Origin of the sequence: Curvibacter cyanobacteriorum, from assembly GCF_028649475.1 — a bacterium.
GTDB lineage: Bacteria > Pseudomonadota > Gammaproteobacteria > Burkholderiales > Burkholderiaceae_C > Curvibacter > Curvibacter cyanobacteriorum.
The window spans coordinates 660,814-677,961 of record NZ_JAQSIP010000001.1; the positions used below are offsets into that span (position 1 = coordinate 660,814).

The 17,148-nt window shown below is 68.3% G+C and carries 9 protein-coding genes; 6 read left to right on the forward strand and 3 right to left on the reverse strand.

What is annotated here, in order from left to right:
* The first annotated feature begins 116 nt into the window (after positions 1-116).
* The 5 genes from smc (at position 117) to PSQ40_RS02870 (ending at position 8,422) form a co-directional block, all read left to right on the forward strand.
* The gene (gene smc, locus PSQ40_RS02850) at positions 117-3,641 is read left to right on the forward strand and encodes a chromosome segregation protein SMC (RefSeq protein WP_273948616.1); all 3,525 of its coding nucleotides are present in this window, start codon (positions 117-119) and stop codon (positions 3,639-3,641) included.
* A 37-nt stretch (positions 3,642-3,678) separates the two neighbouring features.
* Positions 3,679-4,743: a cell division protein ZipA C-terminal FtsZ-binding domain-containing protein gene (locus PSQ40_RS02855; RefSeq protein ID WP_273948618.1), complete on the forward strand. Its 1,065-nt coding sequence runs from the start codon at positions 3,679-3,681 to the stop codon at positions 4,741-4,743.
* Between the two features lie 7 nt (positions 4,744-4,750).
* A complete protein-coding gene (gene ligA, locus PSQ40_RS02860) occupies positions 4,751-7,336 on the forward strand; it encodes an NAD-dependent DNA ligase LigA (RefSeq protein ID WP_273948620.1) in 2,586 nt (861 codons plus the stop codon).
* A gap of 1 nt (position 7,337) precedes the next feature.
* Complete coding sequence (def, locus tag PSQ40_RS02865) at positions 7,338-7,877, forward strand: peptide deformylase (protein ID WP_273948622.1); 540 nt, start codon at positions 7,338-7,340, stop codon at positions 7,875-7,877.
* A 113-nt stretch (positions 7,878-7,990) separates the two neighbouring features.
* Entirely contained in the window at positions 7,991-8,422 is a 432-nt protein-coding gene (locus PSQ40_RS02870) for a GNAT family N-acetyltransferase (RefSeq protein WP_273948625.1), read from the forward strand.
* Positions 8,423-8,475: 53 nt separating this feature from the next.
* On the opposite strand, the gene PSQ40_RS02875 is transcribed toward PSQ40_RS02870, so the two are convergent.
* From PSQ40_RS02875 to map, 3 genes are all read right to left on the reverse strand, one after another.
* Entirely contained in the window at positions 8,476-8,958 is a 483-nt protein-coding gene (locus PSQ40_RS02875) for a GreA/GreB family elongation factor (RefSeq protein WP_273948626.1), read from the reverse strand.
* A 117-nt stretch (positions 8,959-9,075) separates the two neighbouring features.
* The gene (locus tag PSQ40_RS02880; RefSeq protein ID WP_273948629.1) at positions 9,076-11,670 is read right to left on the reverse strand and encodes a [protein-PII] uridylyltransferase; all 2,595 of its coding nucleotides are present in this window, start codon (positions 11,668-11,670) and stop codon (positions 9,076-9,078) included.
* Between the two features lie 68 nt (positions 11,671-11,738).
* On the reverse strand, positions 11,739-12,557 hold the full coding sequence (gene map / locus PSQ40_RS02885) for a type I methionyl aminopeptidase (protein WP_273948631.1): 819 nt from the start codon (positions 12,555-12,557) through the stop codon (positions 11,739-11,741).
* Positions 12,558-12,934: 377 nt separating this feature from the next.
* Here map and purL point away from each other — a divergent pair, with 377 nt between their 5' ends.
* On the forward strand, positions 12,935-16,954 hold the full coding sequence (purL, locus tag PSQ40_RS02890) for a phosphoribosylformylglycinamidine synthase (RefSeq protein WP_273948834.1): 4,020 nt from the start codon (positions 12,935-12,937) through the stop codon (positions 16,952-16,954).
* Positions 16,955-17,148: the final 194 nt, after the last annotated feature.

Consider the following 17,148-nt stretch of genomic DNA (forward strand, 5'->3'; position numbering starts at 1 on the left):
GCTCGGGTAACATCGTGCCCCGCGGATCGTCCGGACCGCTGCCTTCGCCCATGGCGGGTTGGAGGCCCTCAAGCTGACAGCGGCGATGCCCCGCTGCAGCCCGAACAGGGTTTGACGTGCGTCTCAATTCAATCAAGTTATCAGGGTTCAAATCGTTCGCCGAGCCGACCAACTTCCTGCTGCCTGGGCAGCTGGTGGGGGTGGTGGGCCCCAATGGCTGCGGCAAATCCAACATCATGGATGCCGTGCGCTGGGTGCTGGGCGAAAGCAAGGCCAGTGAACTGCGCGGCGAGTCGATGCAGGACGTCATCTTCAATGGCACGACCACCCGCAAGCCCGCCAGCCGGTCCAGCGTCGAGCTGGTGTTTGACAACGCCGACCACCGCGCCGGCGGTCAGTGGAACCAATACGAAGAAATCGCCGTCAAGCGCGTGCTGACCCGCGACGGCACCAGCAGCTACTTCATCAACAACCAGCCGGTGCGCCGCAAGGACGTGCAGGATGTGTTTCTGGGCACGGGCCTGGGGCCACGCGCCTACGCCATCATTGGTCAGGGCACGATCAGCCGCATCATCGAGTCCAAGCCCGAAGAGCTGCGCCTGTTCCTTGAAGAAGCCGCCGGCGTGTCCAAGTACAAAGAGCGCCGCCGCGAGACCGAAAACCGCCTGTCCGACACGCGCGAAAACCTGACCCGGGTCGAGGACATCCTGCGCGAGCTCAATGCCAACCTCGACAAGCTCGAAAAGCAGGCCGAGGTGGCGCGCAAGTACAACGCCCTGCAGAGCGAGGTCACGCTCAAGCAGCACCAGCTTTGGTTCCTGAAGCGGCGCGAAAGCGAAGGCGACCAGGCCAAGGTCAAGGCCGATGCCGACAAGGCCCTGAACGACCTCGAGTCCCGGGTGGCCGACCTGCGCCACATCGAGGCCGACCTCGAAACCATCCGCCAGGCCCATTACGCCGCGGGCGACCAGGTCAACCAGGCGCAAGGCCAGTTGTACGAGGCCAGCACCGAGGTGGGCAAGCTCGAGGCCGAGATCCGCTTCGTCATCGAAGGCCGCCAGCGCGTGCAGCAGCGCCTGGTGACCCTGAAGGAACAGATGGCCCAGTGGGGCTTGCGCCGCGAAGACGCCGAGGCCCAGCTCGAAACCCTGGCCGAGGCTGATGTGGACGCCGAAGAGCGCGCCGAGCTGCTGGCCGCCCAGGTCGAGGAGCAGGCCATGCGCCTGCCCGAACTCGAGGACGCGCTGCGCCTGAGCCAGCAGCGTGCCAATGAACAGCGCGCCAGCGTGGCCCAGGTGCAGCAGCAGATCCAGGTGCTGGCCGCCGAGCAGCGCAGCCTGGACGAGCAGTCGCGCAGCCTGAACCAGCGCCGCGACAAGCTCAGTGCCGACCGCAGTGCCCTGGCGGCCCCCGACGAGGCCCGCCTGAACGCCCTGCGCAGCCAGCTCGAAGAGGCCCAAGAGGCCGCCGAGGTGGCCGAGGCCCGCCTGCATGAGCTGCAAGACAGCGTGCCCCAGCTCGACGACGACCGCCGCCAGCGCCAGCAGGCGGTGAACGCCGAGGGGGCGCGTCAGGCCGAACTGTCGGCCCGCCTGGACGCCCTCAAGGCCTTGCAGGACAAGGTCAAGACCGATGGCAAGCTGCAGCCCTGGCTGGCCCGCCACGGGCTGGACGGGCTGGCCGGGCTGTGGAGCCGTCTGCACATTGAACCCGGTTGGGAGAACGCCCTGGAGGCCGCGCTGCGTGAGCGCCTGGGCGCCCTCGAGGTGTCGCGCCTGGAGATGGTGCGTGGCTTCCTCGGGCACAGCAGTGCCGACGCACCGCCGGCGCGGCTGGCCTTTTTCAGCCCGCCGTCGGCGCCCCGGCCCGAGGTCAGCGGCGGCCCGCCCCGCCTGGTCGACCTGCTGCGCGTGCACGACGCCAGCCTGCGCGCCTTGCTGGCCGACTGGCTGCATGGCTGCCTGACCGCCAGCAGCCTCGAAGAAGCCCTGGCCCAGCGCGCCGACCTGGCGCCCGGGCAGGTCATTTATGTGGCGGGTGGCCACGCCGTGTCGGCGCATGGCGTGACCTTCTACGCGCCCGATTCCGAGCAGTCGGGCCTGCTGGCCCGCGCCCAGGAAATCGAGAACCTGGACAAGCAATTGCGTGCCCAGGCGCTGATCGCCGAAGACTCGCGCAGCGCGCTGGTGCGCGCCGAGGCGGCCTATGCCGAGGCCTCGCAGCGCCTGGTCGCCGCCCGGCGCGAAGCCACCGAGGTGCAGGGCCGTCGCCATGAGCTGGAGGTCGAGACCCTGCGCCTGTCGCAGCTGGCCGAGCAGACCCGCAGCCGCAGCGAACAGATCCAGTCCGACCTCGCCGAAGTCGACCTGGCCCTGGAGGACATCCAGGAGCGCCGCATCACCGCCGAGGCCCGTTTTGAAGAGCTGGACATGCAGCTCGCCGACACCCAGGAGCGCCACGCCCAGTTGGACGAACGCGTCATCGAGGCCGAGCGCAAGCTGGCCGAAAGCCGCGAGCAGCAACGCACGCTGGAGCGCCAGGCCCAAGAGGCCACCTTTGCCCGCCGCTCGCTCGAAGCCCGACGGGGCGAGCTGTCGCGCACCATCGACACCGCACGCCAACAGGGCGAGGCCTTGCTCGACGAAGAGCAGCGGGCCCAGGCCGAGCTGGGGCGCCTGTCGGACGCGGCCGCCCAAGGGGGCTTGCAGGACGCGCTGGAGCGCAAGATGGAGCGCGAGAAGAACCTCGCCGCGCGCCGCAGCGAATACGACGGCCTGACCGCCCAGCTGCGCGCCACCGACGAACGCCGCCTGCAGGTGGAGCGTGAGCTCGAACCTCTGCGCCAGCGCATCACCGAGTTCCAGCTCAAGGAGCAGGCCGCGCGCCTGGGCTTTGAGCAGTACGCCAGCCTGCTCAGCGACGCCGGCGCCGACCTGGAGGCGGTGGCTGCGTCGATCGAGCAGGGCCAGGTGCGCCTGACCGGTCTGCAATCGGAAATCGACCGACTGAACCGCGAGATCGCCGCACTGGGCGCCGTCAACTTGGCGGCGCTGGACGAGCTGACCGCTGCGCGCGAGCGCAAGACCTTCCTGGACGCCCAGTCGGCCGACCTGGTGGAGGCCATGACCACGCTGGAGGACGCGATCCGCAAGATCGACAGCGAAACCCGCGACCTGTTGTCGGGCACCTTCAACGCCGTCAACGAGCACTTTGGCCGCATGTTCCCCGAGCTGTTTGGCGGGGGCACGGCCAAGCTCATCATCACCGGTGACGAGATCCTGGACTCGGGCGTGCAGGTGCTGGCCCAGCCTCCCGGCAAAAAGAACCAGACCATCCACCTGCTGTCCGGCGGTGAGAAGGCGCTGACCGCCATCGCGCTGGTGTTTGCCATCTTCCAGCTCAACCCAGCCCCGTTCTGCTTGCTTGACGAGGTGGACGCGCCACTCGACGACGCCAACACCGAGCGCTATGCCAAGCTGGTGTCCAGCATGAGCCAGGGCACGCAGTTCCTGTTCATCAGCCACAACAAGATCGCCATGGAAATGGCCGAGCAACTGATCGGCGTGACCATGCAGGAGCAAGGCGTGTCCCGCATCGTGGCGGTGGACATGGAGTCGGCCCTGTCCATGGCCCAAGCCTGAATCCACACGACCCAAGCCTCTGGAAAAAGACCTCCCCATGAGTACCTTGCAAATCAGCCTGGCCATCGCTGGCGGCGCCATTTTGGCGGCGGTGGTGGCCTACAACACCTGGACTTCGCGCAAGAACGAGCCGCGCAAGCCCGATCCCGAGCCCCAGGCCACCGACGCCCCTCCCGAGGCCCCCGGCGCCGAGCGCGTTGAACCGGGCCTGGAAGACGGCTTTGCCGACACCCAACCCGGCGCCCACGCGGCCGCCCTGGGCCTGCCCACGCTGGAGCGCAAGCCCGGCCTGGATTCGCTGATCGATGTGATTGCCCCGCTCACGCTGGAGGCCCCGGTCTACGGCGATGCCGCGCTGGCCGCCTTGCCGCACACCCGCCGCGCGGGCAGCAAGCCGTTTGCCATCGAAGGCCTCAACGAGGGCAGCCAGCACTGGGAAACCCCCGTGCCGGGCCAGCGTTACACCGCCTTCCAGGCCGGTGTGCAACTGGCCAACCGCACGGGCGCACTCAACGAGATCGAGTTCTCCGAGTTCGTCATGAAGACCCAGGCCTTTGCCGACGCGGTGAATGCCTCGCCCGAGTTCCCCGACATGCTGCACGAGGTGGCGCGCGGTCGCGAGCTCGATCAGTTCGCCAGCGACCACGATGCCCAGCTGTCCTTCAGCCTGCGGGCCCGCCATGCTGCCTGGAGCCCCGGTTATGTGCAGCAGAACGCGGCGCGCCAGGGCTTTGTGCCGGGTGCGATCCCGGGCCGCATGGTGCTGCCGGCGTCCGCGCCAGGCCTGCCCCCGCTGCTGGGTCTGAGCTACGACGCCCAGGCCGCCATGGCCGACGACCCCGAACAATCGGCCTTGCGCGAGATCGCGCTGCACTTGGACGTGCCCCAGGTGATGCGGGCCGAGCACCCCTTCACCCGCCTGCGCGAGGTGGCCCAGGCCCTGGCCGACGCCATGGACGGCGTGGTCACCGACCAGAACGGCAACCTGATCCCCGAGCAGGCGATGGACACCATTGGCACCGACCTGGAGCAGCTGTACGACGCACTCGACAGCCGCGACCTGGCGGCCGGATCGCCCCAGGCGCGCCGCCTTTTCAGCTGAGCCGCCCATGACCCAAGCTGAGTTGCCGGGGGCCGCTGCTGCGGCCCCTGGGTCCTTGCCGACCGGCCCCGAAGCCCGAGCCGCGGTGCTGCGGGCCGAACTGCACCGGCTGGCCCATGCCTACTACGTGCTGGACCAGCCTGCGCTGCCGGACGCCGAGTACGACCGCCTGTTTGCCGAGTTGCAGGCCCTGGAATCGGCCCACCCCGAGCTGCTGACCCCCGATTCGCCCACCCAGCGCGTGGGCGGGCGGGTGTTGGACCAGTTCAGCAGCGTGCGCCATGCGGTGCCGATGCTGAGCATCCGCACCGAGACCGACACCGAGGCCAGCGGCGCCGAGGCCTTTGATGCCCGCATCCGACGCGAGCTGGGCCTGGGCGAGGGCGCGCCGCCGGTCGAGTACGTGGCCGAACTCAAGTTCGACGGCCTCGCCATGAACCTGCGCTACGAGAACCGCGTGCTGGTGCAGGCCGCCACGCGCGGCGACGGCGAGCTGGGTGAGGACGTGACCCACAACATCCGCACCATTGGCCAGATCCCGCTGCGACTGCCCGACGACGCCCCGCCGGTGCTGGAGGTGCGCGGTGAGGTCTACATGCGCCGCCCCGATTTCGAGCGCCTCAACGAGGCCCAGCGCGCGCGCGGCGACAAGCTGTTTGTCAACCCGCGCAACGCGGCGGCCGGTGCGGTGCGCCAGCTTGACTCCAACATCGCGGCCCAGCGCCCCTTGAGCTTTTTTGCCTACGGTCTGGGCGAGGTTACGCCGGCGGAGCAGGGCGGGCCGGCCTGGCAGACGCATTTCGAGGTCTTGCAGGCGCTCAAAAGCTGGGGCTTTCCGGTCGAGGCGCTGGACCAGATCGCGCACGGCGCGGCCGAGCTGGTGGCCTTTCACCAGAAGATCGGCGCGCTGCGCGACCGCCTGGCCTATGACATTGACGGCGTGGTCTACAAGGTCAACAGCCTGGCGCTGCAGCGCCGCCTGGGCTTTGTCACGCGCGAGCCGCGCTGGGCCGTGGCCCACAAATACCCGGCCCAGGAGCAGCTGACCACGGTGCTGGGCATCGATGTGCAGGTGGGCCGCACCGGGGCCATCACCCCGGTGGCGCGGCTGGAGCCGGTGTTCGTGGGGGGCGTGGTGGTGTCCAACGTGACGCTGCACAACCAGGACGAGATCGCCCGCCTGGGCCTGTTGGTGGGCGACACGGTGATCGTGCGCCGGGCCGGCGACGTGATCCCGCAGGTGGTGGCCGTGGTGCCCGAGCGCCGCCCCGCCGAGCTGGACCTGAATGCCGAGGCCTTGCCCGAGCCGTACCTGCGCTTTGTCATGCCGCGCCATTGCCCGGTCTGTGGCTCGCATGTCATGCGCGACGAGGGCGAGGTGGTGGCGCGCTGCACCGGCGGCCTGTTCTGCAAGGCGCAGCGCAAGGAATCGATCCGCCACTTTGCCAGCCGCCGCGCCATGGACATCGAGGGCCTGGGCGAGCGCCACATCGACAACCTGGTCGAGTTTGACCAACTGCACAGCGTGGCCGACCTCTACCAGCTGACGCTGCAGCAGTTTTTGGACGTCAAACGCCGTGTGGACGAACGTGACGGTGTGGCTGCCGAGTTGCAAGGCCGGGACGAGGTGCCCACCAAATGGGCGCAAAACATCCTGGACGGCATCGCCGCCAGCAAGCAGCGGCCCCTGGGGCGCTTTTTGTTTGCGCTGGGCATGCGCCATGTGGGCGAATCCACCGGCAAGACCCTGGCCGACTGGCTGGGGCGCCTGGACTGGGTGCGCCGCGCGCCGCTGCCCTTGTTGCGCGTGCTGCCCGACGTGGGAGACGTCGTGGCCACCTCGATCTATGAGTTCCTGCAGGAGGACCACAACCGCAAGGTCATCGACACCCTGGTGGCCGAAGGGGTGGTGCCGCCCGACACCGGCCGCCCCGTGGCGGCGCTGGCCGACAAGCTGAGCCTGGCCAGCTTGCTGGGCGCCCTCAAGGTGCCCAAGCTGACGCCGCTGCGCGCCGAGCAACTGGCGCCCCACCTGGGCCGCCTCAGCGAGTTGCTGGACCCGCAAGCCGCCTGGATCCACCAGGCCGACCTGCCGGCCGAGGTGCTGCGCTCCGTGCAGGCCTTCGTTGCCGAGCCTGGCCAGGCCGAGGTGCTGCAGGCGCTGGACCAGATCCGCGCTGAACTGCTCGCCGCCTTGCCCGCTGCCGAGTCTGCCCCCCGCTCGGCCCTGGCTGGCAAAACCGTGGTGTTGACCGGCACCTTGCCCACACTGGGCCGCGACCAGGCCAAAGACCTGCTCGAAGCCGCGGGGGCCAAGGTCACCGGCTCGGTCAGCAAGAAGACCGACTACGTGGTGGCGGGTGCCGAGGCGGGCAGCAAGCTCGACAAGGCGCTGAGCCTGGGCGTCGCGGTGCTTGACGAAGCCGGCATGCTGGCCTTGCTGGCCGCTGCGCCCACCGAGTCGGCCAGCGCAGCCGCCAGCGCCCCGACGGCCGCCGCTGCGGCCCCGGCTGAGGCGCCGCAGCTCCCCCCTTCGGCCCCTGCGCAGGACGCGCCGGTGCAAGCGGCGCTTTTCCCCCCAACCGGAGACTGACATGGCGATCCGCGAGATCCTCAAGATGGGCGACCCGCGCCTGCTGCGCGTGGCCCAGCCCGTGACCGACTTCGACAGCGATGCCCTGCACCTGCTGGTGCACGACCTGTTCGAGACCATGGCCGCCGTCAACGGCGCGGGCCTGGCTGCGCCCCAGATCGGGGTCGACCTGCAAGTGGTCATCTTTGGTACCGATGCGCCCAACCCGCGCTACCCCGACGCCCCGCTGGTGCCGCGCACCGTGCTGTGCAACCCGGTGCTGACCCCGCTGGGCGACGAAGAGGAGGAGGGCTGGGAAGGCTGCCTGTCGGTGCCCGGCCTGCGTGGCGTGGTGCCGCGCTACAAGCGCCTGCACTACCGCGGCTTCGACCCCTTCGGCGACCCCATCGAGCGCACCGTGGAGGGCTTCCACGCCCGCGTGGTGCAGCACGAGTGCGACCACCTGATCGGGAAGCTATACCCCATGCGGGTGCGCGATTTCAGCCGCTTTGGCTTCACCGAGGTGCTGTTTCCGGGGCTGGACCCGGCGCAGGATGACTGAGGGGCTGGTGCGCTGGGCTGGGGCTCTGTCGGGCAAGCAGCGCGGCAGGGCAGGGGCTTGAGGGTTTTGACACACACCGCCAGCGCGAAGCGCGGCGGCAAGAGGGGGTTCCAATGACACTTGAATGGCACTGCACCGACGATGGCGTCAATTGGGACGAACTGTCGGCCCTGTACCGGGCCGCCCCGCTGGGTGAGAAGCCCCCCGAGCACCTGCAGCGCGTCTTCTCCAACAGCCTGTTCAAGTGTTTTGTGTACGACAACGCCCAGCTGGTCGCGGCCGGGCGGGCTCTGGCCGATGGCGCCGACTGCGCCTACCTGTGCGACATTGCGGTGCTGCCCAGCCACCAGGGGACCGGGCTGGGCCAGCAGCTGGTGCAAAAACTGGTGGACCTGTCTGCGGGCCACAAGAAAATCATCCTGTATGCGGTCCCGGGCAAAGAGCCGTTCTACCGGCGCTTCGGCTTCAGGCGCATGAAGACCGCCATGGCCATTTTTGAGCAGCCACAGCAGCAGGTGGAGCGGGGCTACCTCAGCGAGGACTAGGCCGGCGGCCCGCCACTGTGAATCGGCCCCCCGCGCGGCGCCCAGCCCGCGGCCTATTCGAGCCCCAGCACCTCAAATTGCTGCCGCTTGCTCCCCACCTGGATCGACACCTCGTCGCCCTCGCATCGGCCGAACAGGGCCTGGGCCAGGGGCGCTTCGGTGCTGATCACTTGCACCGACTGGGCCCCGTGGTCGAGCCTCATGCTGCCGCCAAGCGGGCCCAGGAACAGCAGCTGCACCTGGCCGTCCGCGTCCCGCAGGCGGATCAGCGCACCGACCCGGATGCCCTGCTCGGCGTCGCAGGGGCGGGGGCGGAACTGGCGCCAGGCGGCGATGGCCTGGCGAATGGCCTCAGCGCGCCGCGCCTGGCCGGTGGCCAGGTAGGCGGCTTCGAGACCCAGGGTGTCGTATTTGTTCTCGGCGATGTTTTCTTCGTGGGTCGCCGCTTCATGGGCGGTCTGCAAGGCCGCTTCCACTTGCTGCAGGTCGGCGCTCAGTTGCTCCAGCACCTGCTGTTGCAGCCACAACTTATCCATGGTGAAGGTCTGACCCTGCGGCAGCGCGGCGGCCCGCCTCCCGGCAACGCACCCAAGGGGGGGCGTGGACGGCGACTGGCACCTCGTGCCCCCAGCGGCAGGCGGTGCTGTTGGCGCTCAAACCGCGCCCAGCGCCTGCAGCAACTCGGTTTCGATCTCGATCTGCTTGCGGTTTTGCTGCAATTCGGGGCCCTGGATCAGGAAGGTGTCCTCGACGCGTTCGCCCAAGGTGCTGACCTTGGCCAGTTGCAGGCTGATCTGGTGCCGGGCCAGCACGCGGGCGACCAGGTACAACAGGCCCAGGCGGTCGCTGGCCGAGATGCTGAGCAGCCAGCGCTGGGCTTTCTCGTCGGGGCGCAGGTCCACGCGCGGCGTGATCGGGAAGCTCTTCACACGGCGCGACACGCGGCCTCGGCTGGGCGGTGGCAGCGGGCCGGCCTCGATGATGGTGCGGGTCAGGTCGCACTGCACCAGGCTGGTCAGTTCGCGGTAGTGCTCGGGCAGCATTTGAGTGACGACCTGGAAGGTGTCCAGCGCGTAGCCGTTGGACGCGGTGTGGATCTTGGCGTCCAGGATGCTGAAGCCGGCCTGGTCAAAGTAGCCGCAGATGCGCGCAAACAGGTCAGGCTGGTCAGGGGTGTAGACCAGCACCTGCATGCCTTCGCCCACGGGCGACTGGCGCGCACGCACCAGGGTCTCGGCCGAGCCCACATGGCGCGACAGCTGGCGGGTGTGCCAGGCGATGTCGCTGGCGTCGTGGCGCATGAAGTAGCTCACGTCCAGCGTGTCCCACAGGCCTTTCTGGGCTTCGTGGGGCAGGGCGTACAGGGCCAGTTGCACCAGCGCTTCGCGCTTGCGGGCCTCGATTTCGGCGCTGGGGTCGGGGGCACGGCCGCCCAGCACACGCAGGGTGTAGCGGTACAGGTCTTCGAGCAGCTTGCCTTTCCAGGCGTTCCAGACCTTGGGGCTGGTGCCCCGGATGTCGGCCACGGTCAGCAGGTACAGCGCGGTGAGTTGGCGTTCATTGACCACGCGGCGGGCAAAAGCGCCGATGACCTCGGGGTCGCTGAGGTCCTCTTTCTGCGCAATGCGGCTCATGGTCAGGTGCTCGCCGACCAGGAAGGCGATCAGGTCGGCGTCTTCGGGGGCGATGTCGTGGTCGCGGCAGAAGCGCTGCACCTCGACCCGGCCCAGGTCCGAATGGTCGCCGCCCCGACCCTTGGCGATGTCATGGAACAGCGCCGCGGCATACAGGATCCAGGGCTTGTCCCAACCGGCCGCAAGTTGCGAGCAGAAAGGGTATTCGTGCGCGTGCTCGGCCATGAAGAAGCGGCGCACATTGCGCAGCACCATCAGGATGTGCTGGTCCACCGTGTAGACGTGGAACAGGTCGTGCTGCATGCGGCCCACGATGCGGCGGAACACCCACAAATAGCGCCCCAGCACCGAGGTCTGGTTCATCAGCCGCATCGCGTGGGTGATGCCCTGCGGCTGCTGCAGGATCTGGCGGAAGGTCTGGCGGTTGACCGGGTCGTGGCGGAAGGCGCCGTCCATGACGTGGCGCGCGTTGTACAGGGCGCGCAGGGTGCGTGCCGACAGGCCTTTGACGCCCACCGTGGTCTGGTAGAGCAAAAAGGTTTCCAGGATGGCGTGCGGGTTGCGCTGGTACAGGTCGTCGCTGGCGACCTCGATCAGGCCGCCTTTTTCACAGAAGCGCTCGTTGATGGGGCGCAGGGACTGGCCCGCCGGATGCAAGCGCTCCTCGATGTTGAGCATCAGGATCTGGTGCAGCTGCGTCACCGCCTTGGCGGCCCAGTAATAGCGGCGCATCAGGGCCTCGCTGGCCCGCACGGCCAGCCGCGTGCCGTCGGGGGCGTGGCTGCGGTAGCCAAAGGTCTCGGCCACGGCGGTTTGCAGGTCGAACACCAGGCGGTCTTCCCGGCGCTTGGCCACCAGGTGCAGGCGCGCGCGGATCAGGCTCAGCAGCGCTTCGTTGGTCTTGATCTGGCGCACTTCAAATTCAGTGGCCAGGCCATTGGCGGCCAGCTCGTCCCAGCTTTGACCGTAGCCGGCGGCCTTGGCCACCCACAGCAGCACCTGCAGGTCGCGCAGGCCGCCGGGGGATTCCTTGCAGTTGGGTTCGAGCGAGTAGGGCGTGTTCTCGGACTTGTTGTGGCGCTGCCGCAGCTCAAGCGACTTGGCGACAAAGAACGCGGCGGGGTCGAGGTGGGCGCGGTAGCGGCGCTCGAAATCGGCAAACAGCGCCGCGTCGCCGACCAGCAGGCGGGCCTCGAGCAGCGAGGTCTGTACCGTCACGTCCTTGGCCGATTCGGCCACGCATTCGCTGACCGTGCGGACGCTGGAGCCAATCTCCAGGCCCACATCCCAGCAGTGGCCGATGAAGGTTTCCAGCTGCTGCTTGAGCGTGGCGTCTTCGTCGGGCACCACGCCGTCGGGCAGCAGCACCAGCACGTCCACATCGGAGTAAGGGAACAGCTCGCCACGCCCATAGCCCCCGACGGCCAGCAAGGCAAACCCGGCCGGGAACTGCGTGCGTGCCCACAGCTCGGCCAGCACCTGGTCCACTTGTTGGGCGAACTTGCCCAGCAGCGAATGGATGCCGCGCGTCGATGCGCTGGTGGTTTGCAGTGTCTGCAGCAGGGCCGCTTTTTGTTCACGGTACTGCTCGCGCAGGGCCTGGGTTTCGGTCATGGTGACGGTGGCAAGCTGGGGCCGAACACGCGGCAGGGCTGGGGGTGGGGTTCAGACGGGAGGGGGACTCAGGTCTTGGTGGCGCTGACAAACGACGGCAGCGGTGGGCTGCCGGCCGACAGGGTCAACACTTCGTAGCCGGTTTCGGTCACCAGGATGGTGTGTTCCCACTGGGCCGACAGGCTGCGGTCTTTGGTCACGATGGTCCAGCCGTCGTTGCCAAACTCTTTGACCTCGCGCTTGCCCGCGTTGATCATGGGCTCGATCGTGAAGGTCATGCCGGGCTTCAATTCCTCGAGCGTGCCCGGGCGGCCGTAGTGCAGCACCTGCGGTTCTTCGTGGAAGCGCTTGCCGATGCCGTGGCCGCAGAATTCGCGCACCACCGAAAACCCATGGCCTTCGGCAAATTTCTGGATCGCGTGGCCGATGTCCCCCAGGCGGGCGCCGGGCTTGACCTGCTGGATGCCGATCCACATGGCTTCAAACGTCAGCGCGCTCAGGCGCTTGGCGGCAATCGAGGCCTCGGGCATCACGTACATGCGGCTGTTGTCGCCAAACCAGCCTTCGGGCGTGATGATGGTGACATCGATGTTCATGATGTCGGTCTTCTTCAGCGGCTTGTCGTTCGGGATGCCGTGGCAGACGACGTTGTTCAGCGAGGTGCACAGGGCCGCCGGGTAGGGCGGGTAGCCCGGGGGCTGGTAGCCCACGGTGGCCGACTTGTTGCCTTGCACATTGACGATGTATTCGAGCGCCAGGCGGTCGAGTTCCAACGTGGTGACGCCCGGTTTCACGAAGGGGGTCAGGTAATCCAGCACTTCCGATGCGAATCGGCAAGCGACGCGCATGCCTTCGGCTTCTTCGGCGGTTTTGTAGGTGATGCTCATCCCGGGATTATCCCATCTGTGCCGGGGCCCTGCATGGGCCCCGGGCGCACCGCCCTGACAGCGTGTCAGGGCCGCGTCGCTGGGCGGGCCTTGGGGGCGAGGGCTTGGGGGACGCACGTGCGCTTTGCCAGGCAGTTGCGGGCCCTGCCCACCGCGCGCCACGGGGTCCGCACCATAGGGTGTCAGCGGGCATCAGCAGGCGCCGGCTGGGGGCTTGGGCAGGGGCGGCTGCGGGACGGCTAAAATAGCGGGCTTTCCAATGTATCGCTCTGGCCAGGGCGAGCCGGTCCCATTCAGCGACCGGTGGTTCTGGTCCCGGGCCCCAGCCGTCTTACCCCCAACAGGCCGCCAAAGTGACCTTGCCCACATCGCCCCAGATGCACCCTTCGCACGCCCAACACATCAGCACTTTTGAAGGCGGCAACGCCCTCAGCGCGTTCCGGGTGCAGCAACTGCTGCCCCGCCTGCAGGCGATCCACGAGCGCATCAGCGGCATCTCGGCCCGCTTTGTGCACCTGGTGGTGTCGGACGCGCAACCCGACGCCGCCACGCGCGAGCGCCTGGCCGCCTTGCTGACCTACGGCGATCCGTACACCGGCCCCAGCGAGGGGGAGGTGCTGGTGGTCAGCCCGCGTTTTGGCACCGTGTCGCCGTGGGCGTCCAAGGCCACCGACATCGCGCGCAACTGCGGCCTGGCGCTGAAGCGGGTCGAGCGCGTGACCGAGTACCGCATCAGCTTCAAGCAACCGCTGCTGGGCAAGGCCAGCCTCAGTGACGAGCAGCGCGCAGCCGTGGCGGCCTTGCTGCACGACCGCATGACCGAGTCGGTGATGTTTGAGCGCGCCCAGGCCGCGGGCCTGTTCACCGAGCTGCAAGCCCAGGCGATGGCGTACGTGGACGTGCTGGGCGGCGGCCGCGCGGCGCTGGAAACCGCCAACACCCAGTTTGGCCTGGCCTTGGCCGACGATGAAATCGACTACCTGGTGAAGGCCTTCACGGGCCTGCAGCGCAACCCCACCGACGTGGAGTTGATGATGTTCGCCCAGGCCAACAGCGAACACTGCCGCCACAAGATTTTCAACGCGCAGTTCACCATCGACGGCGTGCCGCAAGACAAGAGCATGTTCGGCATGATCCGCAACACGCACCAACTGGCACCGCAGCACACCGTGGTGGCCTACTCGGATAACGCCTCGGTGATGGAGGGCCACGCCGTGGAGCGCTTCAACGCGCCGTCGGCCACCGGCCAGTCGGTGGCGTACGCCAAGTCCGACGCCACCCACCATGTGCTGATGAAGGTCGAGACGCACAACCACCCGACCGCCATTTCGCCGTTCCCGGGCGCCTCGACGGGCGCGGGCGGCGAGATCCGTGACGAAGGGGCCACCGGCCGTGGCTCCAAGCCCAAGGCTGGCATGACCGGCTTCACGGTGTCGCGCCTGGTGTTTGACGACAGCCAGACCACCGATTTCGGCAAGCCCGAGCACATCGCCAGCCCCTTGCAGATCATGGTCGAAGGGCCGCTGGGCGGCGCGGCGTTCAACAACGAATTCGGCCGCCCCAACCTGGTGGGCTACTTCCGTGAGTACGAGCAGACCGTGCCTTCCGACGTGGACAGCGTGCGCCGCGGCTACCACAAGCCCATCATGATCGCGGGCGGCCTGGGTGTCATCGACGCCGGCCTGACCCAGAAGATCGAGTTCCCCGCCGGCACGCTGCTGATCCAGCTGGGCGGCCCGGGCATGCGCATCGGCATGGGCGGCGGTGCCGCCAGCTCGATGGCCACGGGCGCCAACGCGGCCGAGCTGGACTTTGACTCGGTGCAGCGCGGCAACCCCGAAATCGAGCGCCGTGCGCAAGAGGTCATCAACCACTGCTGGGCGCAGGGTGCGGCCAACCCGATCCTGGCCATCCACGACGTGGGTGCCGGCGGCCTGTCCAACGCGTTCCCCGAGCTGACCAACGACGCCGGGCGCGGCGCGCGATTTGACCTGCGCAAGGTGCCGCTGGAAGAGTCTGGCCTGGCGCCCAAGGAAATCTGGAGCAACGAGAGCCAGGAACGCTACGTGATGGCGATTGCGCCCGAGTCGCTGGCCCAGTTCACCGCCTTCTGCGAACGCGAGCGCTGCCCCTTCGCGGTGGTCGGTGTGGCCACCGAAGAGCGCCAGCTGGTGCTGTCCGACGAAGGTCAGCCGACCCCCGTCGACATGCCGATGGACGTGCTGCTGGGCAAGCCGCCCAAGATGCACCGCGACGTCAAGACCGTGGCGCGTCAGTTCAAGCCGGTGGACCTGACCGGCGTCAGCCTGCAGCAGGCCGCCATCGAGGTGCTGGCCCACCCGACCGTGGCCAGCAAGCGCTTCCTGATCACCATCGGCGACCGCACCGTGGGGGGCTTGAGCCACCGCGATCAGATGGTGGGCCCGTGGCAGGTGCCGGTGGCCGACTGCGCCGTCACCCTGGCCGACTACAAGGGCTTTGCCGGTGAAGCGATGAGCATGGGCGAGCGCACCCCGCTGGCCGCCATCGACGCGCCGGCCTCCGGCCGCATGGCGGTGGCCGAGGCCATCACCAACCTGCTGGCCGCGCCCATCGAGCTGCCGCGCGTCAAGCTGTCGGCCAACTGGATGGCCGCTTGCGGCGAGCCCGGCGAAGACGCCGCGCTGTACGAAACTGTCAAGGCCGTGGGCATGGACCTGTGCCCGGCGTTGGGCATCTCGATCCCGGTGGGCAAGGACAGCCTGTCCATGCGCACCCAATGGAAGGACGAGTCCGGTGCCGCCAAGAAGGTCACCTCGCCGGTCAGCCTGATCGTCAGCGCCTTCGCCAGCCTGGGCGACGTGCGCGGCACCCTGACGCCGCAACTCGACGCCACCGAGGCTGACACCACCCTGGTGCTGATCGACCTGGGCAAGGGCCAGAACCGCATGGGCGGCTCGGTGCTGGCCCAGGTGCTGGACCAGGTGGGCGACCGCGTGCCCGATGTGGACGATGCCCAGGACCTGAAGAACCTGGTCAACGCCGTCAACACGCTGCGCGCCCAAGGCAAGATCCTGGCCTACCACGACCGCAGCGACGGCGGCCTGTTCGCCAGCGTCTGCGAAATGGCCTTTGCGGGCCATGTGGGGGTGGCCCTGAACGTGGACATGCTGGTCACCGAGGGGGACGGCATCAGCGACAGCCGCGCCGAGTACGGCGACAGCAAGAACTGGGCGCAGCAAGTCAGCGCCCGCCGCCAGGAACTGACCCTCAAGGCGCTGTTCAGCGAAGAGCTGGGGGTGGTGCTGCAGGTGCGCACCAGCGAGCGCAACGAGGTCATGCAGACCCTGCGTGAGCACGGCCTGAGCAAGCACAGCCATTTCGTGGGCAAGACCCGCCCGGCCTCGTCTGCGATGGACGCCGGCAAGGGCGAGATCCAGGTCTGGCGCGACACCAAAAACGTGTTCAGCGCCAGCCTGTCGGACCTGCACCAGGTGTGGGACGCGGTGAGCTGGAAGATCTGCCAGCGCCGTGACAACCCGGCCTGCGCCGACGCCGAGCACGCCGCCGCCGGCGTGCCCAACGACCCGGGCGCCCATGTCAGCCTGAGCTTCGACCCGAGCGAGAACGTGGCCGCGCCGTACCTGAACCTGAGCCGCCCCAAGGTGGCCATCCTGCGCGAGCAGGGCGTCAACTCGCACGTCGAGATGGCCTACGCCTTCACCGAGGCGGGCTTCGAGGCCTATGACGTGCACATGACCGACCTGCAAAACGGCCGCGCTCGCCTGGAGGACTTCAAGGGCGTGGTGGCCTGTGGCGGCTTCAGCTACGGCGACACGCTGGGCGCCGGCATTGGCTGGGCCCGTTCGATCACCTTCAACCCGGTGCTGGCCGAGCAGTTCAAGGGCTTCTTCGGCCGCACGGACACCTTCGGTCTGGGCGTGTGCAATGGCTGCCAGATGTTTGCCGAATTGGCCGACATCATCCCTGGCGCCGAGGCCTGGCCGCGCTTCACCACCAACCAGAGCGAGCGCTTTGAGGCGCGCCTGTCGATGGTCGAGGTGCTGGATTCGCCCAGCCTGTTCCTGCAAGGCATGGCCGGCAGCCGCCTGCCGATCGCGGTGGCCCACGGTGAGGGCTACGCCAACTTCAAGTACCGCGGCCAGCCGGACCAGGCGATTGCTGCCATGCGCTTTGTGGACCACTTCGGTGCCGCCACCGAGGCGTACCCGTTCAACCCGAACGGCAGCCCGGGGGGGCTGACCGCCGTGACCACGGCCGATGGCCGCTTCACCGCCATGATGCCGCACCCCGAGCGCGTGTTCCGCAATGTGCAGATGAGCTGGACTTCGGGTGACAAGGGCGAATTCAGCCCCTGGATGCGCCTGTGGCGCAACGCCCGCAAGTGGGTCGCTTGATCCGGTGCCTCGGGGGCTGAGCCCCTTTCCAACGCCCCAACACCAGGCTCGATACCAGGCTCGATACCAGGCCCGGCAGACCCGCTCTGCCGGGCCCGTTGCCTTGGGGCAGCCCCCAAATGCTTGATGTGAATCAACGTCTGTGTCGGGGCCTGAGACAGCGCGCGGCGCTGCCCGGATACTTCGGGCACTGC

What these genes read in the sequence shown, in the direction of transcription:
- PSQ40_RS02875 (WP_273948626.1), bottom strand. Translation starts at nt 8,958, where the DNA reads ATGGATAAGTTGTGGCTGCAACAGCAGGTGCTGGAGCAACTGAGCGCC.
- PSQ40_RS02855 (WP_273948618.1), top strand. Translation starts at nt 3,679, where the DNA reads ATGAGTACCTTGCAAATCAGCCTGGCCATCGCTGGCGGCGCCATTTTG.
- purL (WP_273948834.1), top strand. Translation starts at nt 12,935, where the DNA reads ATGCACCCTTCGCACGCCCAACACATCAGCACTTTTGAAGGCGGCAAC.
- def (WP_273948622.1), top strand. Translation starts at nt 7,338, where the DNA reads ATGGCGATCCGCGAGATCCTCAAGATGGGCGACCCGCGCCTGCTGCGC.
- PSQ40_RS02870 (WP_273948625.1), top strand. Translation starts at nt 7,991, where the DNA reads ATGACACTTGAATGGCACTGCACCGACGATGGCGTCAATTGGGACGAA.
- PSQ40_RS02880 (WP_273948629.1), bottom strand. Translation starts at nt 11,670, where the DNA reads ATGACCGAAACCCAGGCCCTGCGCGAGCAGTACCGTGAACAAAAAGCG.
- ligA (WP_273948620.1), top strand. Translation starts at nt 4,751, where the DNA reads ATGACCCAAGCTGAGTTGCCGGGGGCCGCTGCTGCGGCCCCTGGGTCC.
- map (WP_273948631.1), bottom strand. Translation starts at nt 12,557, where the DNA reads ATGAGCATCACCTACAAAACCGCCGAAGAAGCCGAAGGCATGCGCGTC.